31 protein-coding genes are annotated in these 25,418 nt (G+C 71.6%); 16 read left to right on the forward strand and 15 right to left on the reverse strand.

Annotated elements, in window-relative coordinates; genetic code table 11:
- Nucleotides 1-25: 25 nt before the first annotated feature.
- Nucleotides 26-811, reverse strand: coding sequence for a glucosamine-6-phosphate deaminase (nagB, locus tag ACIQ7M_RS16770; RefSeq protein ID WP_355772389.1), 786 nt, complete (start codon nt 809-811; stop codon nt 26-28).
- Between the two features lie 567 nt (nt 812-1,378).
- On the opposite strand from nagB, the gene ACIQ7M_RS16775 reads away from it, so the two are divergent.
- Complete coding sequence (locus ACIQ7M_RS16775) at nt 1,379-2,845, forward strand: PAS domain-containing sensor histidine kinase (protein ID WP_355772416.1); 1,467 nt, start codon at nt 1,379-1,381, stop codon at nt 2,843-2,845.
- A 253-nt stretch (nt 2,846-3,098) separates the two neighbouring features.
- On the opposite strand, the gene ACIQ7M_RS16780 is transcribed toward ACIQ7M_RS16775, so the two are convergent.
- On the reverse strand, nt 3,099-3,356 hold the full coding sequence (locus ACIQ7M_RS16780) for a WhiB family transcriptional regulator (protein WP_006380970.1): 258 nt from the start codon (nt 3,354-3,356) through the stop codon (nt 3,099-3,101).
- Between the two features lie 317 nt (nt 3,357-3,673).
- Nucleotides 3,674-4,642: a diacylglycerol/lipid kinase family protein gene (locus ACIQ7M_RS16785; protein ID WP_386985766.1), complete on the reverse strand. Its 969-nt coding sequence runs from the start codon at nt 4,640-4,642 to the stop codon at nt 3,674-3,676.
- Nucleotides 4,643-4,812: 170 nt separating this feature from the next.
- Between ACIQ7M_RS16785 and ACIQ7M_RS16790 the strand changes: the two genes are divergently transcribed.
- Entirely contained in the window at nt 4,813-5,265 is a 453-nt protein-coding gene (locus tag ACIQ7M_RS16790; RefSeq protein ID WP_355772396.1) for a hypothetical protein, read from the forward strand.
- A gap of 42 nt (nt 5,266-5,307) precedes the next feature.
- Here the strand turns inward: ACIQ7M_RS16790 and ACIQ7M_RS16795 are convergent, their stop codons facing one another.
- The 3 genes from ACIQ7M_RS16795 to ACIQ7M_RS16805 all read right to left on the reverse strand — a co-directional run bounded on the left by ACIQ7M_RS16795 (nt 5,308) and on the right by ACIQ7M_RS16805 (nt 7,511).
- Nucleotides 5,308-6,534 (reverse strand): SigB/SigF/SigG family RNA polymerase sigma factor, encoded by a 1,227-nt coding sequence (locus ACIQ7M_RS16795; protein WP_403644435.1) that lies wholly within the window; start codon nt 6,532-6,534, stop codon nt 5,308-5,310.
- Nucleotides 6,531-6,944, reverse strand: coding sequence for an anti-sigma regulatory factor (locus tag ACIQ7M_RS16800; RefSeq protein ID WP_054228129.1), 414 nt, complete (start codon nt 6,942-6,944; stop codon nt 6,531-6,533). The genes ACIQ7M_RS16795 and ACIQ7M_RS16800 overlap by 4 nt, the downstream gene beginning before the upstream one ends.
- Before the next feature lie 306 nt (nt 6,945-7,250).
- Entirely contained in the window at nt 7,251-7,511 is a 261-nt protein-coding gene (locus tag ACIQ7M_RS16805) for a UBP-type zinc finger domain-containing protein (protein WP_355772402.1), read from the reverse strand.
- A 92-nt stretch (nt 7,512-7,603) separates the two neighbouring features.
- Here ACIQ7M_RS16805 and ACIQ7M_RS16810 point away from each other — a divergent pair, with 92 nt between their 5' ends.
- Entirely contained in the window at nt 7,604-9,199 is a 1,596-nt protein-coding gene (locus ACIQ7M_RS16810) for a Na+/H+ antiporter (RefSeq protein WP_403644438.1), read from the forward strand.
- Here the strand turns inward: ACIQ7M_RS16810 and ACIQ7M_RS16815 are convergent.
- Entirely contained in the window at nt 9,181-10,131 is a 951-nt protein-coding gene (locus tag ACIQ7M_RS16815; protein ID WP_403644441.1) for a 1-aminocyclopropane-1-carboxylate deaminase/D-cysteine desulfhydrase, read from the reverse strand. The genes ACIQ7M_RS16810 and ACIQ7M_RS16815 overlap by 19 nt on opposite strands.
- Before the next feature lie 98 nt (nt 10,132-10,229).
- Entirely contained in the window at nt 10,230-10,820 is a 591-nt protein-coding gene (locus ACIQ7M_RS16820; RefSeq protein WP_355772410.1) for an N-acetylmuramoyl-L-alanine amidase, read from the reverse strand.
- 260 nt (nt 10,821-11,080) lie between these two features.
- Here ACIQ7M_RS16820 and ACIQ7M_RS16825 point away from each other — a divergent pair, with 260 nt between their 5' ends.
- The 8 genes from ACIQ7M_RS16825 (at nt 11,081) to ACIQ7M_RS16860 (ending at nt 17,251) form a co-directional block, all read left to right on the forward strand.
- Complete coding sequence (locus tag ACIQ7M_RS16825; protein WP_355772413.1) at nt 11,081-12,487, forward strand: family 2B encapsulin nanocompartment shell protein; 1,407 nt, start codon at nt 11,081-11,083, stop codon at nt 12,485-12,487.
- The gene (locus ACIQ7M_RS16830) at nt 12,478-13,623 is read left to right on the forward strand and encodes a family 2 encapsulin nanocompartment cargo protein polyprenyl transferase (RefSeq protein ID WP_386985776.1); all 1,146 of its coding nucleotides are present in this window, start codon (nt 12,478-12,480) and stop codon (nt 13,621-13,623) included. The genes ACIQ7M_RS16825 and ACIQ7M_RS16830 overlap by 10 nt, the downstream gene beginning before the upstream one ends.
- A gap of 268 nt (nt 13,624-13,891) precedes the next feature.
- Nucleotides 13,892-14,542 (forward strand): GNAT family N-acetyltransferase, encoded by a 651-nt coding sequence (locus tag ACIQ7M_RS16835; RefSeq protein ID WP_403644446.1) that lies wholly within the window; start codon nt 13,892-13,894, stop codon nt 14,540-14,542.
- A gap of 135 nt (nt 14,543-14,677) precedes the next feature.
- Entirely contained in the window at nt 14,678-14,878 is a 201-nt protein-coding gene (locus ACIQ7M_RS16840; protein ID WP_403644449.1) for a hypothetical protein, read from the forward strand.
- A gap of 139 nt (nt 14,879-15,017) precedes the next feature.
- Nucleotides 15,018-15,431, forward strand: coding sequence for a YciI family protein (locus ACIQ7M_RS16845; RefSeq protein WP_386985781.1), 414 nt, complete (start codon nt 15,018-15,020; stop codon nt 15,429-15,431).
- A 5-nt stretch (nt 15,432-15,436) separates the two neighbouring features.
- Complete coding sequence (locus ACIQ7M_RS16850) at nt 15,437-16,657, forward strand: RNA polymerase sigma factor (RefSeq protein WP_386985783.1); 1,221 nt, start codon at nt 15,437-15,439, stop codon at nt 16,655-16,657.
- 10 nt (nt 16,658-16,667) lie between these two features.
- Nucleotides 16,668-17,015 (forward strand): DUF952 domain-containing protein, encoded by a 348-nt coding sequence (locus ACIQ7M_RS16855; RefSeq protein WP_355764818.1) that lies wholly within the window; start codon nt 16,668-16,670, stop codon nt 17,013-17,015.
- A complete protein-coding gene (locus ACIQ7M_RS16860; protein WP_389847038.1) occupies nt 17,012-17,251 on the forward strand; it encodes a hypothetical protein in 240 nt (79 codons plus the stop codon). Before ACIQ7M_RS16855 ends, ACIQ7M_RS16860 begins: the two co-directional genes overlap by 4 nt.
- 13 nt (nt 17,252-17,264) lie before the next feature.
- Here ACIQ7M_RS16860 and ACIQ7M_RS16865 read toward each other — a convergent pair whose 3' ends face one another.
- From ACIQ7M_RS16865 to ACIQ7M_RS16885, 5 genes are all read right to left on the reverse strand, one after another.
- Entirely contained in the window at nt 17,265-18,020 is a 756-nt protein-coding gene (locus tag ACIQ7M_RS16865) for a VOC family protein (RefSeq protein WP_386985789.1), read from the reverse strand.
- A gap of 31 nt (nt 18,021-18,051) precedes the next feature.
- The gene (locus ACIQ7M_RS16870; protein ID WP_403644454.1) at nt 18,052-18,888 is read right to left on the reverse strand and encodes a hypothetical protein; all 837 of its coding nucleotides are present in this window, start codon (nt 18,886-18,888) and stop codon (nt 18,052-18,054) included.
- A gap of 119 nt (nt 18,889-19,007) precedes the next feature.
- A complete protein-coding gene (locus ACIQ7M_RS16875) occupies nt 19,008-19,427 on the reverse strand; it encodes a VOC family protein (RefSeq protein WP_355764829.1) in 420 nt (139 codons plus the stop codon).
- A 36-nt stretch (nt 19,428-19,463) separates the two neighbouring features.
- A complete protein-coding gene (locus ACIQ7M_RS16880; protein ID WP_355764899.1) occupies nt 19,464-19,844 on the reverse strand; it encodes a helix-turn-helix transcriptional regulator in 381 nt (126 codons plus the stop codon).
- Nucleotides 19,845-19,993: 149 nt separating this feature from the next.
- Nucleotides 19,994-20,410 carry an SHOCT domain-containing protein gene (locus tag ACIQ7M_RS16885; protein WP_403644457.1) on the reverse strand — a complete coding sequence of 139 codons (417 nt, stop codon included), beginning with the start codon at nt 20,408-20,410 and terminating at the stop codon, nt 19,994-19,996.
- 902 nt (nt 20,411-21,312) lie between these two features.
- Here ACIQ7M_RS16885 and ACIQ7M_RS16890 point away from each other — a divergent pair.
- The gene (locus ACIQ7M_RS16890; protein ID WP_326785570.1) at nt 21,313-21,510 is read left to right on the forward strand and encodes a hypothetical protein; all 198 of its coding nucleotides are present in this window, start codon (nt 21,313-21,315) and stop codon (nt 21,508-21,510) included.
- 146 nt (nt 21,511-21,656) lie between these two features.
- On the opposite strand, the gene sodN is transcribed toward ACIQ7M_RS16890, so the two are convergent.
- Nucleotides 21,657-22,052 (reverse strand): superoxide dismutase, Ni, encoded by a 396-nt coding sequence (gene sodN, locus ACIQ7M_RS16895; protein ID WP_339131416.1) that lies wholly within the window; start codon nt 22,050-22,052, stop codon nt 21,657-21,659.
- Between the two features lie 145 nt (nt 22,053-22,197).
- On the opposite strand from sodN, the gene sodX reads away from it, so the two are divergent.
- Nucleotides 22,198-22,632, forward strand: a complete 435-nt coding sequence (gene sodX, locus ACIQ7M_RS16900; RefSeq protein ID WP_403644589.1) for a nickel-type superoxide dismutase maturation protease — start codon at nt 22,198-22,200, stop codon at nt 22,630-22,632.
- Here the strand turns inward: sodX and ACIQ7M_RS16905 are convergent.
- Complete coding sequence (locus ACIQ7M_RS16905; protein ID WP_355764836.1) at nt 22,536-23,165, reverse strand: CGNR zinc finger domain-containing protein; 630 nt, start codon at nt 23,163-23,165, stop codon at nt 22,536-22,538. The two genes, sodX and ACIQ7M_RS16905, sit on opposite strands and share 97 nt — an antisense overlap.
- Nucleotides 23,166-23,265: 100 nt before the next feature.
- On the opposite strand from ACIQ7M_RS16905, the gene ACIQ7M_RS16910 reads away from it, so the two are divergent.
- From ACIQ7M_RS16910 to ACIQ7M_RS16920, 3 genes are all read left to right on the forward strand, one after another.
- Nucleotides 23,266-24,024 carry a class I SAM-dependent methyltransferase gene (locus tag ACIQ7M_RS16910; RefSeq protein ID WP_403644461.1) on the forward strand — a complete coding sequence of 253 codons (759 nt, stop codon included), beginning with the start codon at nt 23,266-23,268 and terminating at the stop codon, nt 24,022-24,024.
- Nucleotides 24,025-24,149: 125 nt separating this feature from the next.
- Complete coding sequence (locus ACIQ7M_RS16915; protein WP_403644464.1) at nt 24,150-24,638, forward strand: sigma-70 family RNA polymerase sigma factor; 489 nt, start codon at nt 24,150-24,152, stop codon at nt 24,636-24,638.
- Nucleotides 24,635-25,411, forward strand: a complete 777-nt coding sequence (locus ACIQ7M_RS16920; protein ID WP_403644467.1) for a hypothetical protein — start codon at nt 24,635-24,637, stop codon at nt 25,409-25,411. Before ACIQ7M_RS16915 ends, ACIQ7M_RS16920 begins: the two co-directional genes overlap by 4 nt.
- The last annotated feature ends 7 nt before the right edge of the window (nt 25,412-25,418 follow it).

Raw genomic sequence — 25,418 nt, forward strand, 5'->3', positions numbered from 1 at the left:
CGGCGCCAGCGCCGGGCCACGCCCGTCAGATCCCCTGCCACTCCGGCTTGGCGGCGAACGTCTGCCGGAAGTAGTCCCCGAGCTTCAGCTTGGAGGCGGCGGCGTCGTCCACGACCACCGTCGCGTGCGGGTGCAGTTGCAGCGCCGACGCCGGGCAGACCGCCGCGACCGGCCCCTCGACCGTCGCGGCCACGGCGTCCGCCTTGCCCTCGCCGGTCGCGAGCAGCACCAGGTGCCGCGCCTCCAGGATCGTGCCGATGCCCTGGGTGATGACGTGGTGCGGCACCTGCCCGATGTCGCCGTCGAAGAACCGCGCGTTGTCCACCCGGGTCTGCTCGGTCAGCGTCTTGATGCGCGTCCGCGAGGCGAGCGAGGAGCACGGTTCGTTGAACCCGATGTGCCCGTCCGTGCCGATGCCCAGCAGTTGGAGGTCGACCCCGCCGGCCGCCGCCAGCGCCCTGTCGTACGCCTCGCACGCGGCCTGGACGTCCGCCGCCGTGCCGTCGGGCCCCATGAAGGCGTCCATGCCGATGCCCAGCGGCTCCAGCACCTCGCGCCGCAGCACGGAGCGGTAGGACTCGGGGTGCTCGGCCGGCAGTCCCACGTACTCGTCGAGCTGGGCGATGCGCGCGCCCGAGGCGTCCACGGCACCGGAACCCACCTTGGCCGCCAGCGCCGCGTAGATGGGCAGCGGCGTCGAGCCGGTGGCCACGCCGAGGAGCGCGTCGGGCTTGCGCCGGAGCAGTTCCGCCATGGCCTCGGCGATCAGCTCGCCGCCCGCCTTGGCGTCCGGGACGATGACAACTTCCACGCTGGGCCTGCCGATCTGGAGAGGGGACTCAGGAAGGCATCCGAATCCGAAGGGGGACACATGTGGTATAGACCAATCTAGCAGAGCGTCACCCTCGCGTCGCCCCGGCGCCCGGACCGAATCAAGGGCCGAATCAAGGACCGAATCGGGATAGCCTGAGGGGAGTTCCTGGTGTTGGATGAGCTGACGGTGCACAGCAACCGTAGGTCCGGGGGGAGTGGACGCGGCTCGGACACGACCGCCGACGCATGGACGGGAAACCATGGTCTAGTCCACAATGCTCTGAGAAAGTGAACAAGCCTCCGTCTTCCCCGCACAGGAAGACGGACCGAGGAACCGGCGCTCTCTGCCCTGACTGCACCGGCTCCTCTCTTCGGCCGACCGGGACCGCACACCCCACGGCCGTTGTTGCTCCGGGCTGCGGTGCCGGGAGGGCTGAGGGTCCCTCTCAGGCGCCGCGGCCCGCGGGTGTTTCCGGGGGCGTCCGGCGCCCCTCCGGAGCCCCGGACGCGCGGCCGATTTCGGGACCTGTCGGATCCTCCGGGTACGCTCGCACACGTGCCCTCCATGAACGACCTCGTACGCCAGCACACAGCCCTCGACGACTCCGATCTCGAGTGGCTGCATCTGCTGGTCTCGGAGTGGCAGCTGCTCTCCGACCTCTCCTTCGCCGACCTCGTCCTGTGGGTCCCCACACGTGACGGCACCCGCTACGTCTCGGTCGCCCAGATGCGCCCCAACACGGGGCCCACCTCGTACCAGGACGACATGGTCGGCCATCTGGTCCCGCGCGGCCGCCGCCCCCTGCTGGATGCGGCGCTCGACGAGGGCCGGATCGTGCGCGAGGGCGATCCCGAGTGGCGCGAGGAGGTGCCGGTCCGAGTCGAGTCCATTCCCGTACGACGTGAGGGCCGCGTCCTCGGTGTCATCGCGCGCAACACCAACCTGCTCACCGTGCGCACCCCGAGCCGCCTCGAACTGACGTATCTCCAGAGCGCCTCCGACCTCGCGCAGATGATCGCGGCGGGCACCTTCCCGTTCCCCGACCAGCAGGTCGACATGGACGCCTCGCCCCGGGTCGGCGACGGACTGATCCGCCTCGACGCGGACGGCATCGTCCAGTACGCCTCGCCGAACGCGCTCTCGGCGTACCACCGCATCGGCCTCGCCTCCGACCTGGTGGGGCACAACCTCGGCTCCACGACCGCCGAACTCGCCCCGTCCCGGGGCCCGGTGGACGAGGCGCTGTCGAAGGTCGCCAGCGGCTGGGCGCCCCGCGAGTTCGAGATCGAGAGCGCCGACGGGGTGATCCAGCTCCGGGCGATCCCGCTCAAGCCCAAGGGCACCCGCGTCGGTTCCCTGGTCCTGCTCCGTGACGTTACCGAACTGCGCCGCCGCGAGCGCGAATTGATCACCAAGGACGCCACCATCCGGGAGATCCACCACCGGGTGAAGAACAACCTCCAGACGGTGGCCGCCCTGCTGCGGCTCCAGGCCCGGCGCATCGAGTCGGACCGGGGCCGGGAGGCCCTGGAGGAGGCCGTGCGCCGGGTCGGCTCGATCGCCATCGTGCACGAGACGCTCTCCCAGAACCTGGACGAGCGGGTGGAGTTCGACGAGATCGCCGACCGGGTGCTCGCCATGGTCGCCGAGATCTCGCCCGGCAAGGTGACCGGCCGGCGCACCGGACGTTTCGGCATCCTGGACGCCGAGGTCGCGACCCCGCTCTCCATGGTCCTCACCGAGGTCCTGCAGAACGCGCTGGAGCACGGCTTCCGCGAGGGCGACCGGGGCACCGTCGAGGTCTCCGCGGTGCGCGGCGGCACCTCCAAGGACGCCCGGCTGCTGGTCACCGTGCAGGACGACGGGGTCGGGCTGCCCGAGGGCTTCGACCCGCACCGCTCGGGCAACCTCGGCCTCCAGATCGTACGAACGCTGGTGGAGGGCGAGTTGGGCGGCAGCTTCGACATGGTGCCCGCTCCCGGGCGCGGCACCCAGGTGCTCCTGGACATCCCGGTCGTCGTGCCCAAGTGACCGGTCCGCGCCCGGCGCGCGGACGAGCCGCACCAGCGGCCCGCGCGCGGGGCCGGTCGGAGCCCTCCGAGCATCGTCACTCACCGTGACCGGTTCCGGACGTGAACAGCAATGAGCCCCGGACCACCAGGTGGTCCGGGGCTGAAAGCTCGTTGCATCAAGCGCATCGGGGTACTGCGCGCTGCGGCTCGGGGGCGGGAGTTGCGTACTCGCTGTACGCGCCGCCAAGCTCAGGCTCGTGCGGGGTGGAACGTCAGGCGGTGGCCTGACGAGCTCGGTTGCGGGCGGCACGGCGCTTCATTGCGCGGCGCTCGTCCTCGCTGAGGCCACCCCAGACGCCGGAGTCCTGGCCGGACTCGAGCGCCCACTGCAGGCACTGCTCCATGACGGGGCAGCGGCGGCAGACGGCCTTGGCTTCCTCGATCTGCAGCAGCGCAGGACCGGTGTTGCCGATGGGGAAGAAGAGCTCGGGGTCTTCCTCGCGGCAAACGGCGTTGTGACGCCAGTCCATGGCTGCTACCTCTCCTTGGTATTACATGCACGTTGCTTGTGAATGTGAACGCTTTCACGAATCCCTCAACAAGTGAAGGGCCGACAACCAGACGGACTGGTGTGGTCCTTGATTTGAGGAGGGGTTCCGGTGCTCTGTGGGGCCGATGTTGCGGGCCGTCCCGAGCGCCACGTAGAGACTCGCAAACCTCAGCGGCGGATACAACCCCTTCCGGAAAGTTTTTTTTGATTCCTCGGTATGCGCTGAGTCACAGCCGTACTTCCATGGGGTGGACCGTGGTCTAAACGTTCGAGTGAAAGGAGTTTGGCCCCTTCCACTCACACAATCACACGCAGTGCACGGCGTACGCCTGTGAACGTCACGCTCGTACGCAGCCCCAGATGGTCACCGTCCATCTGAAGGGGGAGCGGGACCTTCGAATGCAAGGTGAAGTCCGCCAGGTCATGCAGAGTGACAGCGTGCTTGCCGTGGGGTCCACGCTCGGGGGACGAAGTGAGCAACTGGGTGGCATACCGGGCGACCGCGGGCGTCGACATGCGGCTGAGCCCGAGTACGTCGAGTCCGGTATCGAACGAGGCCTTAGGTGTCGCGTACACCGGACGATTGCCGAGAAACGTCCACGGCGAGGTGTTGCAGATGATCGACAGGACCAGATCGGTGACCGGGTCGGCGCCGGGGCGCTCCAGGGTGATCACTCCGTGCCGGCGGTGCGGATCGTCCAGAAACTGCCGCAGCACTTGGCGCAGATACAGCGCATGAGTGGAGCGCCGGCCGAGTTCGCGCTGCTGTTCGACCCGGCCCACCACCCCGGCGTCGAAGCCGAGACCGGCGCAGAAGGTGAACCAGCGGGAGGGGACGGACTCGTCCTCGGTGCCGGGCGTGCCCGCGGCCAGACCGAGGCCGACCGTGCGCTCACGCTCCTCGCGCAGCGCGTCCAGCAGGGCGCCGGTCGCCTCCACGGGATCGTTCGGCAGCCCCAGGGCGCGGGCGAAGACGTTGGTGGAGCCGCCGGGGACCACGGCGAGGCCGGGCAGACGCTCGGGGTCGGGGCCCCGGTGCAGGAGGCCGTTCACGACCTCGTTGACCGTGCCGTCCCCGCCTAGGGCCACGACCATGTCTATGTCGTCGCTGTCCGCGGCCTGCCGGCCGAGGTCCCGGGCGTGCCCGCGGTACTCGGTCATGACCACTTCGAGCTTCATCTCACTGGCCAACGCGTGGATCAAGACGTCACGCGTACGCGCACTGGTGGTGGTTGCCGCCGGATTGACCACAAGAAGTGCACGCATGCGATGCAGCGTACCTACTGGGTGGTACTCGTCCCAGACCGAGGTAGGGATCCAGTAAGAGTCCGCAGGTGGCACGGGGGTGCGGAATCGGGCCGGCGCGACCTTGGGGACCGTGCGGTTCCCGGGCCCGGGGCACCCGGGCCTGAGATGCCGGCGGCTACTCTTCGGGGGTGAGCCGTGAGCAGAATCCCGCCCCCGACGCCCCCCACTCCGACGCCCGTCCCGGACGGCTGACCGCCGCCGCGGCGCTGTCCGCGCTGGAAGGAGCCGCCCTCGTGGCGGGCGGCGTCTGCATTCTCGTCCTGGGCCTCACCGGCGACCCCGACGACCGGACGCAGGCCGTCACCGGCGGAGTCACGCTGATCGCGCTCGCGCTGCTGCCGCTGCTCGCCGCCCGCGGACTGCTGCTGCGCCGCTCCTGGAGCCGGGGCCCGGCCCTCGCCACCCAGATCCTGGCGCTGCCCGTCGCCTACACCCTGCTCCAGGCCGACAGCGTCGCCATCCCCGCCGGCATCGCCCTCGCGGCGGTCGCCCTGACGGCCCTGGTACTGCTGGCGAACCCGGAAACGACGCGGGCCCTCGGAATCCGAGGGCCCGGCGGCGACGTGCACGACGAGAAGTAGCGGGACGCGCCTCCCGGCGCGCACCACGGGAACCGGCGCGGCTCACTCCTCGACGAGGAGCTTCTCCCGGAGCTGGGCCAGCGTGCGGGCCAGCAGCCGCGAGACGTGCATCTGCGAGATGCCGACCTCCTGCGCGATCTGCGACTGCGTCATGTTGCCGAAGAAGCGAAGGAGCAGGATCCGCTTCTCCCGCGGGGGCAGGTCCTCGAGGAGCGGCTTGAGCGACTCGCGGTACTCGACGCCCTCCAGCGCCTCGTCCTCGGCGCCCAGGGTGTCCGCGACCGCCGGGGACTCGTCGTCCGTGTCGGGGACGTCCAGGGACAGCGTGGAGTACGCGTTGGCGGACTCCAGGCCCTCCAGGACCTCCTCCTCCGAGATGGCCAGCTTCTCGGCCAGCTCGTGGACCGTCGGGGAGCGGCCGTGGAGCTGGGAGAGCTCCGCGGTGGCCGTGGTCAGCGCCAGGCGCAGCTCCTGGAGACGGCGCGGCACGCGCACCGCCCAGCCCTTGTCGCGGAAGTGCCGCTTGATCTCGCCGACCACCGTCGGGGTCGCGTACGTCGAGAACTCGACACCGCGCTCCGGGTCGAACCGGTCGACCGACTTGATCAGCCCGATCGTCGCGACCTGGGTCAGGTCGTCCAGCGGCTCCCCGCGGTTGCGGAAGCGGCGGGCCAGGTGCTCGACGAGCGGCAGATGCATGCGGACGAGCTGGTTGCGCAGCTCCGCGTACTCGGTGCTGCCGTCCTGCAGCTTGCGCAGCTCGATGAACATCGCCCGCGCCCCGCTGCGGTCGTGCGGGTCGTGCTGGACGTGCCGCACGCTCGGCCCGTGCAGGATCTGCTGGGCCTCCTGCGCATGGACCTCCTGCGCATGGACCTCTTGCGCGTGGGCCTCTTGCGCGTGGGCCTCCTGCACACCCTGCGCGCCCTGCTCAGGCTCTCGCTCGTGCTGCGCGCCCTGCACGTTCTGCTCCGCGTTTCGCTCGTGCTCGCTCATAGTCCCGCCCGTCACCATTTCCCGAGCTCGAGGCTCTTCCCCCGTGTCCTCGGCCGCGCTCGAACCAGGGGGACCTCCCAGGACGGGGAAGGCTCCCGGCTGCGCCGCTGCCGCCGAGGAGACGCCGATCTCCGGATGCGGCCGGGCCTGTTCGGGGATGCCGTCGACGCCGTCCGCCGTGTGCCGCGGCCCGCCCGGACCGTCGGCGCGCTCCGCGGGAGGCTCCCGTGTGCCGCGCTCTTCGTCCCGCACCGGCCCGTCCCCGTTCCTCACGCCGGCCCGGGTCCCGCGCCGCGTTGTTTGTAGAGGCTGATCGACACGGTCTTGTCCTCGGCGACGGTGGAATCGACCTTGCCCGCGAGAGCCGACAGGACGGTCCACGCGAACGTGTCACGTGACGGAGCGTGACCGTCGGTGGTCGGCGCCGAGACCGTGACCTCCAGTGAGTCGTCGATCAGCCGGAAGACACAGCTGAGCACCGAACCGGGGACGGCCTGCTGCAGCAGGATCGCGCAGGCCTCGTCCACCGCGATGCGCAGATCCTCGATCTCGTCGAGGGTGAAGTCCAAACGGGCCGCCAGCCCGGCCGTGGCCGTGCGCAGTACCGACAGGTAGGCACCCGCGGCGGGCAGCCGGACTTCCACGAAGTCCTTCGTCGCGGGCTCGCCTGCGATCTGGGACACCCTCACCTCCATGGTGGTACAAGCTCATTCGAGCTCTTTCGGGGGCCGAGGGTCGCCCCCCGGGGTAACGCGCTACGTCGTTCAGCGGTGACGCTACCGCGCTCCCGACTTCCCTGTCCTGGGGACCCCGCCCCTTGCTGTCACTCATAGTAAGCCCATGAGTACGGACAGTGGCTAGAGGTCTGCGGCCCCAAATAGGAAGAGCGCGCGCCGGGTTGACGTACCCAGACGTCAGACGCTCGAACCGTCCGGATCGTGAGTCACGCGCGTACGCGATCGACGGCTCACGCGTACGTGATCCACGGCTCAGACGAGGACGTGGTCCACGAAACACCAACGCCAGTTCTCCCCCTGCTCGAACGTGCGCATGATCGGATGTCCGGTGTCCTTGTGGTGCTCCGAGGCGTGCCGCAGCGGTGAGGAGTCACAACAGGCGAGATGCCCGCACTCCAGACAGAGCCGGAGCTGCACCGGGTGGGTACCGGCGGCCACGCACTCCAGGCAGGTCTCGCTCCCGGGGCCGGGTTCGGGCTGCGGCAGCGCGTCGGTGTGCGTGCACTGTTTCATGATTGCCAGGTTACGTCGGGCGTGCGGGATGCCGCGCGGAATTGTCGGGCGTGCGGGAGACCGCGCGAAAAAATGAGGGCGGGCGGAAGACGATGGACGTGTTGCCACTGCTGTTGCTGGTCGCGGGGAGCGCGGCGGTCGCCGGGGCCGCCCGCCGTACCCCGGTCCCGGCACCCCTGCTGATCGTCGCCGTGGCGCTGCTGGTCTCGTACGTCCCCGGGGTGCCCGCCTACGAACTCGACCCCGACGTCGTGCTCCCGCTGGTGCTGCCGCCACTGCTGTACACGGCGGCCACCGACAGCTCCTATCTCGACCTCAGGGCTCAGTTGAGGCCGGTCGCGCTGCTGTCGGTCGGCTACGTCCTCTTCGCGACCCTCGCGGTCGGCTGGGCCGCCTATCTGCTCGTACCCGGCCTGCCGCTGCCCGCCGCGCTCGTCCTCGGCGCCGTGGTCGCGCCGCCGGACGCGGTGGCCGCCACGGCCGTGGCACGCCGGGTGGGCCTGCCCTCACGGATCACCACCATCCTGCAGGGCGAGTCCCTGGTGAACGACGCGACCGCGATCACCGCCTACAAGGTGGCGCTCGCCGCGGCCGTCGGCGAGGGCGCGACCTGGGCGGGCGGCATCGGCGAGTTCCTGCTCGCGGCGGTCGGCGGGGTCGCCGTCGGACTCGTGCTGATGATCCCCATCCACTGGCTGCGCACCCACATGAACGAAGCGCTCCTGCAGAACACCCTCTCCCTGCTGATCCCCTTCGTCGCCTACGGCATCGCCGAGCAGTTCCACGCCTCCGGAGTGCTCGCGGTGGTGGTCGTCGCGCTCTACCTCGGACACCGCTCCTGGGAGGTGGACTTCGCGACCCGGCTCCAGGAGGAGGCGGTGTGGAAGATGGTCGCGTTCGTCCTGGAGTCCGCGGTGTTCGCGCTGATCGGGCTCCAGCTCCCGGTCGTCCTCAAGGGCCTCGGCGCCTACGAGGGGACGACCGCCGCCTGGTACGCCCTCGCCCTCTTCCTGGTCGTCGTCGTGACCCGCTTCGTGTGGGTGTACCCCGCCACCTTCCTGCCCCGCCTGCTGTCGGCGCGCATCCGCGAACGGGAGGCCAACCCCACCTGGAAGGCGCCGTTCATCATCGGCTGGGCCGGAATGCGCGGCGTCGTCTCGCTCGCCATCGCCTTCTCCGTCCCGCTCACCGTCGACGGCGGCGATCCCTTCCCCGGGCGCAACCTGATCCTCTTCCTGACCTTCACCACCGTCATCGGCACCCTGGTCGTGCAGGGACTGACCCTGCCCCCGCTCATCCGCCTGCTGAAACTGCCGGGACGCGACACACAGGCCGAGACGCTCGCCGAGGCCAACGCCCAGGCGCAGGCCTCCCGCGCCGCCGAGGAGCGACTCGACGACCTCCTCACCGACGAGCGCAACGCCCTGCCGCCGCCGCTCGCCGAGCGCCTGCGCTCGGTCATGGAGCGGCGCCGCAACGCCGTCTGGGAGCGGCTCGGCGCGGTCAACCCGGTCACCGGGGAGACCGCGGACGACACCTACCGCCGTCTCTCCCGCGAGATGATCGGCGCCGAGCGCGACGTCTTCGTCAAGCTGCGCGACCTCCGCTACATCGACGACGAGATGCTGCGCACGCTGCTGCGCCGACTGGACCTGGAGGAGGCGGCGGCCTACCGGGAAGCGGCCTGAGGCCCGGTCCCCGGGGCGGGGAACGGCGCTCCGGTGATCACCGCCGCCACCGTCGTACCGCGCTCGAACGCCCCTTCCCCGGCGAGGGCGACAAGTCCGTAGAGCATCTTGGCGACATAGAGACGTTCGACGGGCAGTCCGTGCCGCTGCTCGAAGTCCTCGGCGAAGGCGTCGAGTTCGGGTGTGGTGCGGGCGTAGCCGCCGAAGTGGAAGCGGTCGTCCAGGGACCAGGTTCCGCGCCGGCCGCCGAACGCCTCCCGCTGGAGCGCCTCGGTGTCGGCGTCCAGGAAGCCGCCGCGCAGGACCGGGAAGCCCAGCGCGCGTCGGCCGGGGCCGAGACCGGCGGCCATCCCCGCCAGGGTGCCACCGGTGCCGCAGGCCAGGGCGGCCACGTCGATGCCGCCCTCGTCCCGCAGTTCCTCGCCGAGGGCCAGGCAGCCGCGTACGGCGAGGGCGTTGCTGCCGCCCTCGGGCACCACGTACGCGTCCTCGGCGCCCGCCGCGCGCAGGATCCCGGTCAGCGTCCCGGGTTCCGTCTTGTGCCGGTACGTCGATCTGTCGACGAAGTGAAGGCGCATGCCGTCGGCGGCACAGCGGGCCAGCGAGGGGTTGAGGGGGCGGTCGGCCAGCTCCTGGCCGCGGACCACCCCCACCGTGGGCCGCCCGAGGAGACGGCCCGCGGCGGCGGTGGCGCGCAGATGGTTCGAGTACGCGCCGCCGAAGGTGACCAGCGTGCGGCCCGCCGCCGCTTCGAGGTTCGGCGTCAGCTTGCGCCACTTGTTGCCGATCAGCTCCGGGTGGATCAGATCGTCCCGCTTCACGACCAGCCGGACCCCCCGCAGCCCGAACCGGGAATCCACGGCCTCCACCACGGGCGACGGAAGCCGCGCTGCCGGGCCGCCGGAACCGCGCGGGGCGTCAGGACTGATCACCCGCCCATTGTCGGACACCTGTCCGGGAACAGCCGGACGGGGGGCGACGGACGGGGGCTACGGACGGCCGGACACGCGGCGGACCCCGGTGCGTCAGGTCACTTCAGCAGTTCGCGGACGCGCGCCCGCAGGGAGTTCATCGTGAAGCCCCGCGGGTCCACCTTCCCCGGCTGCCACTCCAGGTGGCCGATGACCGAGCGTTCCGTCCAGCCGTGGAACCGGCAGATCGCGGCGGAGACCTTGGCGATGGCGTCGAGCTGCGCCTCGGGCCACGGGTCCTGGCCGTCGCCGAGGTTCTCGCACTCGAAGCCGTAGAAGTGGCGGTTGCCGTCGGTGTTCGCCTCGTTGTCGTGCGGCAGCGCCTTCTCGGCGATCACCGCGCGCAGCACGTCGTCGTCGCCGAGCCCCGCGTGGTTGGCGCGGCCGTAGCCGACCAGGTGCACGACGCCGTCCTTGGTGATGACCCCGTGGCACAGCGGTCCGGGCAGGTCCTCGCGGCCCTCGCGGCACAGACCGACCGTGGGCGCGCTGCCCGAGGTCACCGTGTGGTGGATCATCACCCCGTGCACCGGGCCCCACGGACCTTTGTGATTGCGGTTGTGGTGCTCCCAGTCGCCGACCTCGACGACGTGGACGCCTTCGTCCCTGATCCGGTCCAGGAACCTGCCCGCGGACATGGGCGATGCCATGGCCGACTCCTTCGCGCTGTACGCCGGCCGCCCTGCCGCGGCCGTCTGGTATCGCAGCTTCTATATCCGGCCGGGTGGCCGGAACCAGCCGTTCGCACAGCGTGCGAGCCGATCCGGTCAACCCCGGGACGGAGCGGAATCACCCTCCCTGCCCAGCTCCGGAGTGATCCATTCCCCCTCATTCGTGTAATGGCATCAGCACACTCCGTGATGAAAGGCTTGGCCGCGAAGATCAGTGCACGACCGGGAGGGCAATTTTCATGTCGGTAGGCGAAGAGGTCCGCGCGGAGCAGAACCGTCCGCAGCAGAGTCTCGGCACATCAGCCGCGCGGAACCTGGCCACCACCACCAAGTCCGCGCCACAGATGCAGGAGATCAGCTCGCGGTGGCTGCTGCGCATGCTTCCGTGGGTGAACGTGCAGGGTGGCACGTACCGCGTGAACCGGCGGCTCAGCTACTCGGTGGGCGACGGCCGCGTGACGTTCGTCAAGACCGGGGACCGCGTCCAGGTCATCCCCGCGGAACTCGGAGAACTGTCCGTGCTGCGGTCGTACGAGGATCACGACGTGCTGGGCGAGCTCGCCCAGCGGTGCCAGCAGCGGGAGTTCGCCCCGGGAGAGGTGCTGGCCTCGTTCGGCAACCGGGCCGAGGAGGTGTTCCTCCTGGCGCACGGCAAGGTCGAGAAGATCGGCACCGGCCCCTACGGGGGCGACGCGGTGCTCGGTGTCCTCGCCGACGGCGCCTACTTCGGCGAACAGGCACTCATCGACCCGGAGGCCATCTGGGAGTACACGGCCCGCGCGGTGACGGCGGTGACCGTGCTCGTGCTGCCCCGCCAGGACCTCGAACAGGTGGCGGAGCGCTCCGAGTCCCTGAACGAACACCTCCGGGAACTGCGCGCGATTCCCTCGCAGCGCACCAACAAGTACGGCGAGAAGGAGATCGACCTCGCGGCCGGCCACACCGGCGAGCAGGACATCCCGGGCACCTTCGTGGACTACGAGGCGTCCCCGCGCGAGTACGAACTGAGCATCGCCCAGACCGTCCTGCGGCTGCACACCCGTGTGGCCGACCTGTACAACCAGCCGATGAACCAGACCGAGCAGCAGTTGCGGCTCACCGTGGAGGCGTTGAAGGAGCGCCAGGAGCACGAGCTCATCAACAACCGCGAGTTCGGCATGCTCAACAACTGCGAGTACGACCAGCGGCTCCAGCCGCACGACGGCGTGCCGAGCCCGGACGACATGGACGAACTGCTCAGCCGCCGCCGCGGCACCAAGCTGTTCCTCGCCCATCCGCGCGCGATCTCGGCGTTCGGCCGCGAACTGAACAAGCGCGGGCTCGTCCCCGAGAGCATCGAGGTGGCCGGCAACCGCATCCCGACCTGGCGCGGGGTGCCGATCTTCCCGTGCAACAAGATCCCGGTCAGCGACGCCCGGACGACCTCGATCATCGCCATGCGTACGGGCGAGGCCGAACAGGGAGTCGTCGGACTCCAGCAGGCGGGCATCCCGGACGAGATCGAGCCGAGCCTGTCGGTGCGGTTCATGGGCATCAACGAACAGGCGGTCATCTCCTACCTGGTGACGGCGTACTACTCGGCAGCGGTGCTCGTGCCGGACGCGCTCGGCATCCTGGAGAACGTCGAGATCGGCCGATGGCGGTGACGACCCGGACGCGACAGGGACCGGCCGGATTTCCCGGCGGACGGCGTCCGCCGGGGCCCGCGGACCGACGCCTTCCCGGCGCGAGGCCCGCGGAAGGACCGGGCTCGCCGGGCCCGGTCGACGCCTCGGAGGCGGCGGTCGTCCTGGAGCGGGCGCGGGCGTGCGTCGACCCCGAACTGCGCCGGGCCGTCGACTCGCTGCCGGGCTCGATGCGCCGGATCGCGCTCTACCACTTCGGATGGGAGCAGGCGGACGGCACTCCCGGGGCGGGGAACGCCGGCAAAGCCATCCGGCCCGCGCTCGTGCTGAGCGCGGTCCAGGCCCTCGGCGGACAGCACACGGCGGCCGTACGGGCGGCCGCCGCGGTGGAGCTGATCCACAACTTCACCCTGCTGCACGACGACGTCATGGACCGGGACACCACCCGCAGACACCGTCCCACGGCGTGGACCGTGTTCGGCGACGCCGACGCGATCCTCGCCGGTGACGCCCTGCAGGCCCTGGCTCTGGGGATGCTCGCCGGGGACCCGCACCCGGCGTCCTCGGCCGCCGCCGCGCGGCTCGCGGGCTGTGTCGTCGAACTGTGCGCGGGACAGCACACGGACACGGCCATGGAGAAGCTCGGCCCGCACGAGGTCACCCTCGACGAGTGCCTCGCCATGGCCGAGGCGAAGACGGGAGCCCTGCTCGGCAGTGCCTGCGCCATCGGCGGGCTGTACGCGGGGGCGCGCGCCGAGGACGTCGATGCTCTCGACGCGTTCGGCCGGGAGGCGGGACTAGCCTTCCAGCTCATCGACGACGTGATCGGGATCTGGGGGGACCCGGGCCGTACCGGCAAACCGGCCGGGGCGGACCTCGCCGTCCGCAAGAAGTCGCTGCCCGTGGTCGCCGCGCTCACCTCGGGCACCCCGGCGGCCGCCGAACTCGCCGAGCTGTACGCGGCGCCCTACCGGGAAGGAGAGCTGGAGCGCACGGCGCTGGCCGTCGAGCGGGCGGGCGGGCGTGACTGGGCACAGGTCCAGGCGGCCGACCGGATGTCGCGGGCGATGCACGAACTGTCCCGCGCGGTTCCCGATCCCGAGGCGGCGGGCGGGCTTCTCGCCCTCGCCGAGTTCGTCACGCGCCGCAGCAACTGACCGGCCCGACGGGCCGGTCGAGGGCCCCGGAACCCCGGGCTCCGCACGGAACCTGACATCCGTGCGGTGCTCGGCTCCGGAGGCGGGCCCCGCACGGCCCCACGGCGTGCGGGCCCCGCACCCCCCACGCCGGACCTCTGTGCCGGACCCTGACGCCGGCCCTCGTGCCCGGCTCCGCGCACCCCGGGGTCGATGTGCCGGCACGTCGGCGTATTAGGCTCAACCGCCGTACGGTCGAGGCTGGTTGGGGCGAAGGGCGGGGCTGGTCATGGGTGTGGCGATCCGGGTGGCGGGCGAGGCGGACCGGGAGCGGGTCGTCCGGCTGCTGGACGAGGCCTTCCAGGACGATCCGGTGAGCAACTGGGTCTTCCCCGATCCGGCGCGGCGCCGCGCGAAGCACCCCGCGCTGATGGCGGCGTTCACCGATGTCGTGCTCGCCGATGGGCGCATCGATCTGGCCGAGGACGGTTCGGCGTGCGCCCTGTGGCTGTCCGTCCCCGTCGGCGGGAACCACGACGGCGAGGGTGACGGTGAGAACGGCCGGGGCGACGGGGCGGACGAGGACGGCCCCGCGCAGCTCCGCGCGGCCGTCGACCCGGACAACGAACGCGTCGAGCTGATCGGCCGGCTGACGGCCGGGATCCACCCCGAGGGGCGGGCCCACGCGTACCTGTGGATGATCGGGGTGACGCCGGAGCGCCAGGGCGAAGGCCTCGGCGGCGCGCTGATCGAGTCGGTCCTCGACCGCTGCGACCGTGAGGGGCTGGCCGCCTACCTGGAGGCGAGCAACGCCCGCAGCCGCGCCCTGTACGAACGGCTCGGCTTCGCGCTCGCGGGCCGCCCCCTCGACCTGCCCGACGGCCCGCGGATGTGGCCGATGTGGCGCGAGCCGCGTCCGACGGGACGGACCCAGGCCTAGGAACGGGCCGGGTCCTGTCCGCACCCGGCCCGGCCCGGCCCGGCGAGGGACGTACGACAGGAAGCGGCGGGTCCGCCGTCCTACCCTGAAGGCATGGGCACGGATGAGCATGTATGTCCAGAATGCGGGCAACCGGTGGCCACGATCGTGCACCGGTACAAGACCCTGGGCGCCTGGGTGCCCAAATGGGGTCCCGGACCCTGCCACAACCCGGACTGCGCCGCCTGCACGGACGAGCCCGTGCCCGGACACGAGGCCGTGCCCGGACACGGGCGGGGCCAGGAACCGGAGCACGGGCACGACCTGCCGGAGGAGGCCGCGGCGGAGCAGCCCTGACGGGCACCGCGCGTCGCGGCACGTCGTCGTGCGAAGTCGCGCGCGGAACGTGTAGAGAAACGCGGGCCGGCTCCGACGTCCCCTGTGAGAGCCGCCCACCACGGGCGGTCCGAGCCGAGGAAGCCGAAGGAGCGGACTCATGAAGTACCTGGTGATGGTGCAGGGAACACACGCCGACTACGACGCCATGCGGGGCAAGGCGTCCGAGGGGTCCCCGGCCTGGAGCGAACAGGAACTGCAGGCCATGTACGCCTACATGGGCGCGATCAGCGACGACCTCTCCGAGTCCGGCGAGCTCGTCGACGCCCAGGGGCTGACCGACCCGGCACTGGCCCGTCAGGTGGCCCTGGGCCCCGACGGCAAGGCCGTGATCACCGACGGCCCGTACAGCGAGACCAAGGAGCTGATGGCCGGCTACTGGGTGGTCGACTGCGCGAGCCTGGAGCGGGTCACCGAGATCGCCGAGCGGGTGACCCGGTGCCCGGGTCCCGAGGGCCAGACCGGCCGCCCCGTCGTCATCCGTCCCATCCAGGACGGGGCCGGTGACATCTGAGCGGCATGAGGGACACGACCGAGGACCTGCTGCGCCGCCACGCGCCGCAGGTCCTCGGCGCGCTCGTCCGCCGCTACGGGCACTTCGACGCGGCCGAGGACGCCACACAGGAGGCGCTGCTCGCCGCCGCCCGGCAGTGGCCCGGAAAGGGAGTGCCGGACAACCCCCGCGGATGGCTGATCAAGGTCGCCTCGCGGCGGCTCGTCGACGCCCTGCGCGCGGAGGAGGCACGGCGGCTGCGGGAGGAGAGGGCCGCGGCGCTGACACCGCGGGACGCCTTCACGGCGCCGCCGCCGGGCGCGGACCGCGCCCCGTCGCAGGACGACACCCTCTCCCTCCTCTTCCTGTGCTGCCATCCCGCCCTGTCCCCGGCCGCGCAGATCGCGCTCACCCTGCGCGCGGTCGGCGGCCTGACCACGGCGGAGATCGCGCGGGCCTACCTGGTGCCCGAGGCGACCATGGCGCAGCGGATCAGCCGGGCCAAGCAGCGGATCCGGGGCGTCGGTCTCGCCCGCCCCGACCACTGGGAGGAACGGCTCCCCGCCGTCCTGCACACCCTCTACCTGATCTTCAACGAGGGCTACACCGCGACCTCCGGCGCGGCGCTCCAGCGTGCCGAACTCGCCCACGAGGCCATCCGGTTGACCCGCACCGTCCGGCACCTGCTGCCCGAGGACGGCGAGGTGACCGGACTGCTCGCGCTGATGCTGCTCACCGACGCCCGGCGCGCCGCGCGGACCGGCCCGCACGGAGAGCTCGTACCCCTCGACGAACAGGACCGCGCCCGCTGGGACAGGGCGGCGATCGAGGAGGGCGTGGCGCTGGTGACAGAGGCGCTGGCGCTGGGTCCGGCCGGTCCCTACGCGCTCCGGGCCGCGATCGCAGCGGTCCACGACGAGGCACCCACCCCGGAGGCGACGGACTGGACCGAGATCCTCGGCCTGTACGACCTCCTCGTCCGCCGGGTCCCCGGCCCCGTCGAACACCTCAACCGCGCGGTCGCCGTGGCCATGGTGCACGGGCCGCGCGCCGCCCTCGCCGAACTCGACCGACTGGAGGGCGAGTCGGCCGCCGGACACCGGCTGGACGCGGTCCGCGGCCATCTGCTGGAGCGGGCGGGCGAACCCGACGCGGCGCGTGAGGCCTACGCGTCGGCCGCGGCCAAGACCCTCAGCCTGCCCGAGCGCCGCTATTTGGAGGTGCGGGCGGCGCGCCTGCGGTCGTAGCGTGGTCCGCATGTCCGAACCCCTGCTGCATCTGACCGAGCGTTCCCTGTGGGAAGCGGCCCGCGCGTCGGGCACCTTCGAGATCTCCACCCGCGGCCGGACCCTCCAGGAGGAGGGCTTCATCCACTGCTCGCTGCGCCGTCAACTCCCCGCCGTGGCCGCCATGGTGTACGGCTCCTACACAGGTCCCGACGAACTCGTCGTCCTCGTGGTCGACGCCGAACGGCTCACGGCGCCGGTCCGCTTCGAGGCGATGGCCCCCGGCGGGGAGGAGTTCCCCCACATCTACGGGCCCATCACGGTGGACGCGGTCGTGGACGTGGAGGCCTGGGACCAGAGCGGGGCGGCTCGGGCGTGACGGCGTCGGGGGGACGGCGCCGGGTGTGGCGCCGGATCCTGGTGGTGTGGGCGGTCGCCGTGATCGGCGGCGGCGTTCTCACGCTACGGCTCCAGGCCTCGGCGGAGCCGCCGCCGCCCACCGGTTGGTACAACTCCGAGCACGGCGGCCCCGAGGCCCCGGCCTCCCCGACGCCCCCCTGTCCGAGCGCGGGTGACGGCAGGGCAGTCCTCTGCGTCTACGCGACCGGTCCCTAGGGCCTCTCCGGCCCTAGGGCAGGCTGCCCGTCGCGGGATCGCGGCCGGTCAGACAGTAGGTGCCGCCGGCGGGGTCCCGCATCACCGTCCAGCGCGCGCCCCGGCCGACCGCCGTCGCTCCCAGGGCCTCGTGACGGGCCCGGACCGCGTCGACGTCAGAGCAGGCCAGGTCCAGATGCGCCGAGGTGGGGCGTTCGGTGCCGAGGCGCTGCAACAGGACGCGCAGCGGCAGCCCGGCGGGCGGCCTGATCAGATGGAACTCCGGGAACGCCCCGGGGCGGGACTCCCACCCCGTGAGCTCGCTCCAGAAGACGGTCTCCGCGTCGTACACACCCGGCGCCAGGTCGATGCTCACCTGGTCGAGCCGGCTCGTCGCCCCGTCCGGCCCCTCGGTCACCGGCGGCCGCGCCGAGTCGCCGTTCCACGGCACCGCGCAGAACAACTGCCCTCCGGGGGACCGCAGTACGGACCAGCCGTCGTGGTCCGCGACGACCGTGGCACCGAGTCGCAGCGACCACTCCACCAGCGCCGGTACGTCCTCCACGGACAGGCACATATGCGCGCCCCCGGGCCCCTCCCGGACGCCCTGCGCCTTCACGTAGGCGTCGCCCTCGGCGGGCAGCAGTGTCACGAACTCGCCCCGGTCGCCCCGGGGTTCGGACAGCCTCGTGCCGGTGACCGCCGTCCAGAAGCCGAGGGCCCGTCCGAGGTCCGCCGCGGGCCGGTCGACGAAGACGTGGGTCCACCGGATGGCCGGCCGCGGGGTCACCGGGGCGTTCCCGGCGCGACGTCCGTACGGTTCATTCCGCCTCCTCGGCGATCAGGGCGCGCAGCGAGGTCTTCATCCGCGCGACGAAGGCGTCCCGGGCCTCGGGGGAGAGGACGTCCAGGGAGAGATAAGGGTTGAGGTCCTCCAGCTCGACGAGCAGCAGCTCGCCTCCGGGGGCCCGGCAGGCGTCGACGCGCTGGATGCCGTACGCGATGTCGTTCCACTCGATGAAGCGCTGCGCGAACTCCCGGTCCTCGTCGGTGGGTTCGTAGGGCTCCAGCGCCCAGCGCCGCTCCGGGTCGGGCGCGTACAGGGCGTATTGCAGGGTGTGGTCGACGAAGTAGAACGACACCTCGTAGCGGAACTCGACGCGCGGCTGGACGAGGAGGTCGCCGAACGGCAGGGCGGCGAGCCTCTCGCGCGGCACGAACTCCAGGCCGATGGAGTCGGCCCCCTGCTTCGGCTTCACCGCGTACAGGCCGGCCTCGGGCAGCAGGTCCAGGTCCTCGGCGCGGTCGACGGTCGGGATGACGGGGAACCCGGCCGCGGTCAGCTCCAGCAGGTAGCCCTTGCCGGCCATGTCCCCCTTGCCCGAGAGCTGGTTGTGGACGCGGACCCCCTCCGCGAGCGCCCGTTCGCGGAACGCGTCGTACGCGGCCTGGTAGTGCAGGACGGGTCCGCTGTTGCGGACGACCACGGCGTCGAAGCCGGTCATCAGCGCGGCCGCGTCCAGCGGGTGGCAGACGGCGATGTCGAACTCCTCGCGCAGCCGCGAGGTCAGGACGATGTCCTCGTCGCAGTACCGCCGCCCCTTGGCCGGATAGGCCAGGTCGCTGATGAACAGGACGCGGGGGCGCGCGGACGGCACGGGTGGCTCCTCGGAGGGGTCGGACGGTTCGCTCCGCGGGCGCCTCGGGCCCGCGGACCACACGGACGTAGTGTCCCTCCCGGCCGATCCCGCCCGCGCGCCGCCCCCCGGCCGCCCTGTCAGCCGGCCGTGCGCTTCTGCGCGAAGCGTAGGAGGTTGCCCGCCGGGTCGCGGAACGCGCAGTCCCGCAGGCCGTACGGCTGGTCCTCGGGCTCCTGGACGACGTCGGCGCCCGAGGCGCGGACCCGCTCGAAGAGTTCGTCGCAGTCGGTCGTCGAGAAGATCACTCCGCGCAGCATCCCCTTGGCCAGTAGGGCGGCCATGGCCTGCTTGTCCGCGGGGGAGGCGTCCGGGTCCGCCGCCGGCGGTTCCAGGACGATCTCCACGTCCGGCTGGAGCGGCGAACCGACGGTGACCCACCGCATTCCCTCGAACCCGACGTCACCCCGGACCTCCAGGCCCAGCACGTCACGGTAGAAGGCGAGCGCCTTGTCGTGGTCGTCGACGGAGATGAAGCACTGGGACAGTTTCAGATCCATGCGTCCAACCTAGGCCGTGAGTCCGGACTGCGGGTCTCACAGGCGGGTGCCCGGTTCCGCCTCCGGGTTGGGGTGGCGGGCCGGGCGGGTGAGCCGGCGGGCCACGCAGGAGGGGATGGGGGCGCCGTGGTCGTGCGGGCGGGCCCGGTACGCGCTCGGGGTCTCGCCCACCAGTTCCGTGAACCGCGAGCTGAACGAACCGAGCGAGGTGCAGCCCACCGCGAAGCACACCTCGGTCACCGTCATGTCGCCGCGCCGCAGCAGCGCCTTCGCGCGCTCGATCCGGCGGGTCATCAGATAGGTGTACGGCGTCTCGCCGAACGCCTCCCGGAAACTCCGCTGGAAGTGTCCGGGCGACATCAGCGCGGTGCGCGCGAGCGTGGCCATGTCCCACGGCTCCGCGTACGCGCGGTTCATCCGGTCGCGCGCCTGCCGCAGCCGGACCAGGTCGTCGAGCGGTCGGGGATTCGCCACATCCCCAGAATGGCACACGGAACCGCCGCCCCCCGGGGGATCACTGGCCCGGGGGACGGCGGTGGCCGTGCGTGCGCGGGGTGTCCGTGCCGTCAGGCGGCGAGGACCTTGGCCTTGGCCTTCTCGAACTCCTCGGCCGTGATGTGGCCGTGGTTCTTGAGGTCCGCGAGCTTCGCCAGTTCGTCGGCCTTGCCGGTGGAGGAGCCGGCCGTCTCGCGGATGTAGGTGTTCATGTCCTCCTGGCTCTTCTGCATGCGCCGCATCTCGCGCTCACCCATGCCGCGGCCCCGCGCGATCAGGTACACGAAGATGCCCAGGAAGGGCAGGATGACGACGAAGACGCACCAGCCCGCCTTGCCCCAGCCGTTCAGCTCGTCGTCGCGGAAGATGTCCCCGATGACGCGGAACAGCAGCATGAACCAGAGGATCCAGAGGAAGAACCACATCGTGGTCCAGAAGACCTGCAGCAGGGGGTAGTCCGCTGCCAGATTGACCGTCGAGCCGTTCATGGTCGAACTCCTGTCGGTTGTGCGACATCTCCGCGAGCGTTGCCTTGGTGTCGGGCGGATCGAACTGTCGCCGGGCGCCGGGTCGCGATCTCGGGGATTCCGCCCGGGCCCGGCCGTCCTGTGTTCGCGGCCGGTCGGCAGGGCCTGGCGGGTCGGTGCGCAGAGCGCGGTGGTGCGGCGGACGGTGACGGTGCCGCGGTGTCCGCCGCGGACAGACGCTCGAAGGCGGGGGGCGAGCGGGACCCCCCGGACACACGGGACGGGCCGTGACGGCGTCGTCCGGTGTACTCGGCGTGATCGGCGCGACGTCGGGGGCGTCGTCCGGGGGCGGTGCCGGCCGCGTCGACGGCCTGCGCCGCCCGGGTCCCGGGGGCCACGGCGCGGCGAAGGACGGCCCGGGTCCGGGGTCCTTCGGGCCGTGGCGGACGGGCCCGGAGCACGGCACACCCGGCACGGGCCGGATCTGCCGCTGGATGCAGGCCATGAGCGGTGCCCTCTCTGACGCCGGACGTCTTGCCTCGGCTCCAGAGTGCGGTCACCCCCCGCCCCGCCGGATCACCCTCCGCGGGTGAGCTCGCGCGGGGGCCGCCGGGCACCCTCGCGTCACCCGCGGAAGGGCGGATACCGGCCCCCGGGAGTGCCGCGGAGCGCCCTCCGCTCACCCTTCCGGGATTTCCCAAGCCCTTTTCGGGCCCTCGTCGGGATTTTTCGGCGTCTTCCCCGCGCCCGGCGGGCACGGTGCCGGGGCGCGGGAGGAAGGTGGAGGGGCGAGGGTGCGAGCGGGAGTGTGCCGAGGTGGGCGGATGTCGCCCGCACCGGGGGATGCCACATCGGTGCGCGCGGCCGACGATGGCAGGGCATCGCAGCGGACCCCGCGCCCCGGCCCCGAGGGAAGTGCTCGTATGCGCTACGAATTCCGCATCGCCGGCATTGTTTCGGACACGCTCGCCTCGGCCTTCTCCGAACTCGACAGGGTCCGTACGAAGGAACAGACCCTGTTCTTCGGCACCGTGATCGACGACGCCCACCTCTACGGACTGCTCACCCGGTTCCAGGCCCTGGGCCTGCGGGTGATCGAGATGCGTCAGCTACCCGTGTGATCGAGGACGCCGACCGCCCCGTACGACCCCGGAAAGCAGTACGCACCCGGACCGTCGGGTCGCCGAGAACGGCGGCCCGGGGACCGGGTGCGGACAGGAGGGCGACGCGATCCGCGCGGACGCGGTTCGGACGGCCCGGGCGAAGGTCAGGCCTTCTTGGTCTCCCAGAAGATCTTGTCGATCTGGGCGATGTAGTCCAGCGCCTTCTGTCCCGTCGCCGGGTCGGTGGACGCCTTCGCGGCCGAGAGGGCCTTGAGGGTGTCGTTGACGAGCTGGTGCAGCTCCGGGTACTTCTCGAAGTGCGGGGGCTTGAAGTAGTCGCTCCAGAGCACCGACACGTGGTGCTTCGCGAGCTCGGCGCGCTGCTCCTTGATGACAATGGCGCGAGCCTGGAAGTGCGGGTCGTCGTTGCCGGCCATCTTGTCCTGAACGGCCTTGACCGACTCCGCCTCGATGCGGGCCTGGGCCGGGTCGTACACGCCGCAGGGCAGGTCGCAGTGCGCGCTGACCTTGACCTTGGGGGCAAACAGGCGGGAGAGCATTGAGCTGTCCTTCCTCGTGATCGTCTTCTCAGGTGGGACATTACTCCGTGGGAGAGGGTATTTCGCGGGTGCCCCCATGGGCTTAGGACAAAAGTCCGGGGTGAGACTGGGACTGGTGGAGGATAGGACCGGGGAGGTGCCGTTGATGCCGGAGCTGTCGCAGGAGACCGAGCGGGGGAAGGCTCTGCTGCCGTTCGGGGCGGCGGAGGTGACGGGCCCTTCGATGGTGCCCACACTCCGGCACGGGGATCGGCTGGTCGTTCAGTGGGGGGCGAGGGTGCGGCCGGGAGACGTCGTGGTCCTGCGGCACCCCTTCCAGCAGGACCTGCTCGTCGTGAAGCGGATCGCGGAACGGCGTGAGGGCGGCTGGTGGGTGCTCGGGGACAACGCGTTCGCGGGTGGGGACAGCACCGACTACGGAACCGTCCCCGAGGAACTCGTCCTCGGGAAGGTGCGGTTCCGTTTCCGGCCGCCGGCGGCGGGTCAGCGTTCGCCGTTCGCCGTCGTCCGCTGGGTGCTGGTGGCTGCCAGGCCCGTGCTCGCCGCCCGGTCCGCCTCCAGGCGCTTGCGGGCCCGGTAGGCCGCGACGTTGGCGCGGGTCGCGCAGCGGTCCGAGCAGTAGCGCCGGGAGCGGTTGGTCGAGGTGTCCAGGTAGGCGTTGCGGCACGGGGCGGCCTCGCACAGGCCGAGACGATCCACGCCGTACTCGGTCAGATGGAAGGCGAGGCCCATCGCCGCGATCGCCGCGTAGCCCGCGGTCGCGTTCGACGGGTGATCCGCCAGATGCATGTGCCACAGCGGGCGGCCGTCGTCGTCCCGGTGGTCGTGCCCCGAGATCTGCGGGCTCACCGGGAATTCGAGGAGCAGCGAGTTCAGCAGGTCCACGGCGAGCGTCTCGTCGCCGCCGGCCGCGGCCTCGAAGACCGCGCGCAGCCGCCCCCGTACCGAACGGAAGCGGGTGACGTCGGCCTCCGCGGCGCGGCGGGCCGCCGAGGCGTTGCCCCCGAACAGGTCACGGACGGCCTCGACGGAGGTCAGTGAGTCCTTGCCCCGGGCCGGTTCCTCGGTGTTGACGAGACGGACGGCGTAATCCGAGTAATAGGCCAGTTCCACTTGTAGTCCTTACGGAGGCGCTCTATCGTCGTGACGGTGGTCAGGTAACAGCTGATCGCGCTTACAGGGTATTACGTGGTCGACTGGAGGAGGGGCTTTCATGGCCATCGGCACCGGAACCGACTGGCGTGCCTGGCAGCAGAGCTGGGACCGGCAGCAGGAGTGGTACATGCCGGACCGGGAGGACCGCTTCCGGGTGATGCTCGACATGACCGAGGCGCTCGTCGGACCCGAGCCCCGCGTCCTCGACCTCGCCTGCGGCACCGGCACCATCACCGCCCGGCTGCTCGCCCGCTTCCCCCGGGCCACCAGCACCGGCGTCGACCTCGACCCCGCCCTCCTCACCATCGCCGAGGGCACCTTCGCCGGTGACGACCGGGTCTCCCTCGTCACCGCCGACCTCAAGGACCCCCAGTGGCGTGACCGGCTGCCGTACGACACGTACGACGCCGTCCTGACCGCCACCGCCCTGCACTGGCTGCACAGCGAATCCCTCACCGTCCTCTACGGCCAGATCGCCGAACTCGTCCGCGAGGGCGGCGTGTTCATGAACGCCGACCACATGATCGACGAGACGACACCCCGCATCAACGCGGCCGACCGCGCCCAGCGGCACGCCCGCATGGACCAGGCCAGGCGGATCGGCGCCCTCGACTGGGCCGAATGGTGGGAGGTGGCCGCCCAGGACCCGGTCCTCGCCGGACCCACCGCCCGCCGCTTCGAGATCTACGGCGAGCACGCCGACGGGGACACACCCTCCGCCGACTGGCACGCGCGCGTACTGCGCGAACAGGGCTTCGGCGAGGCCCGCCCGGTGTGGCGCTCCCCCTCGGACGCGCTGGTCCTCGCGGTCAAGTAGAGCCCCCGCGAGCCCTGTTGGAGGCGGTACGGAGAATCCGTACCGCCTCCACCGCGTCCTGCGGCCCCTCCCGCCGCACTGGAAGGGTGAGACGGTCCGCGAGCGCGGGCCGGGAAGGGGGCGGGATGACGCGCGGCGACGAAGCCGCTCTGCACGCTTTCGTGGAGGGCAGACGGGCGGCGCTGTTCCGCAGTGCCTATCTGCTGTGCGGCAATCGCGACGAGGCCGAGGACCTCGTCCAGACGACCCTGGTGAAGGTCGTCCTCGGCGCGCGGCGGCACGGACGCCTCGAAAGTCTCGAGGCCTACGCGCGCAAGACGCTGGTCAACACCTTCATCTCCGCCCGCCGCCGGTTCTGGCGGCGCGAGCACGCGTACGGCGAGGTGCCGGACGTGGCGGGGCGGTCGGTCGACAGCGACACCGGACTCATGGTGCGGGCCGCGCTCGCGGAACTCGCGCCGAAGCAACGGGCCGTGCTCGTCCTGCGCTACTGGGAGGACCTGAGCGTGGCCGCCACGGCCCAGGTGCTCGACATGCGCGAGAGCACGGTCAAGAGCCACACGGCCAGGGGACTCGCGGCGCTGAGGGCCGCGGTGCGGGAGGAATACGCGTGAACCAGGAACTGGAGCAGGAGTACGTGAGGGAACTGCTGGGACGGGCGGTGGACGAGGTCCAGGTGCCCGGCAGCCGCGGCAGCGAGACCGTCTTCGCGAAGGCCTCGCGGGTGCGGTGGCGGCGGCGCGCGGCGGCCACCGGTGTCGTCGCGGCCTTCGCCGCGGCCGGCCTGGTCCTCGGACCCGGAGTGCTGGACACCGGACACCGGGCCGGGGTGGCGAGCACGCCCACCGCGGGGGAGTACACGACCAAGGCGGGGCGTTTCGCGAAACTGCTCCCGGCCGGGACCGGGAAGATCAGCGAGATCTCACTGGTGCGTCTGTTCAAGCAGGCGCCGAAGGCCCAGCAGCCCAAGCCGGTCGGGCCGTACGACGGTGACTACGCCGTCGGCCGTCCCGGCGGGGTCGGCTACATCACCGTCGGGGTGGTCACCGGGGCCGAGATCACGGCGAAGACGGGCGGCAAGGGTCTGGGGAACCCCTGCAAGGACGCCCCCAAGGACGGGCGCATCGGCTGCACCACGCAGAAGCTGTCCAACGGCGCTCTCCTGGCCGTCTGGGAGCTGCCCCCGGCCGATCCGGCCCTGCACCCGGTTCCGGCCGGGGGACGGGAGTTCGACGCGCGCCTGGTACTGAAGGACGGCGGCTTCCTCCAGGTACGGGCCAGCACCGGCTTCCAGGGCAAGGGCCAGCTCGGCCCCCTGCTGAAGACCCCACCGCTGACCCGGGCCCAGCTGACCAAGCTGATCCAGAACCCCGCCCTGCTGAAGTAGCGGACAG

Source organism: Streptomyces sp. NPDC096324 (genome assembly GCF_044763015.1).
In the GTDB taxonomy this organism is placed as follows: Bacteria; Actinomycetota; Actinomycetes; order Streptomycetales; family Streptomycetaceae; genus Streptomyces.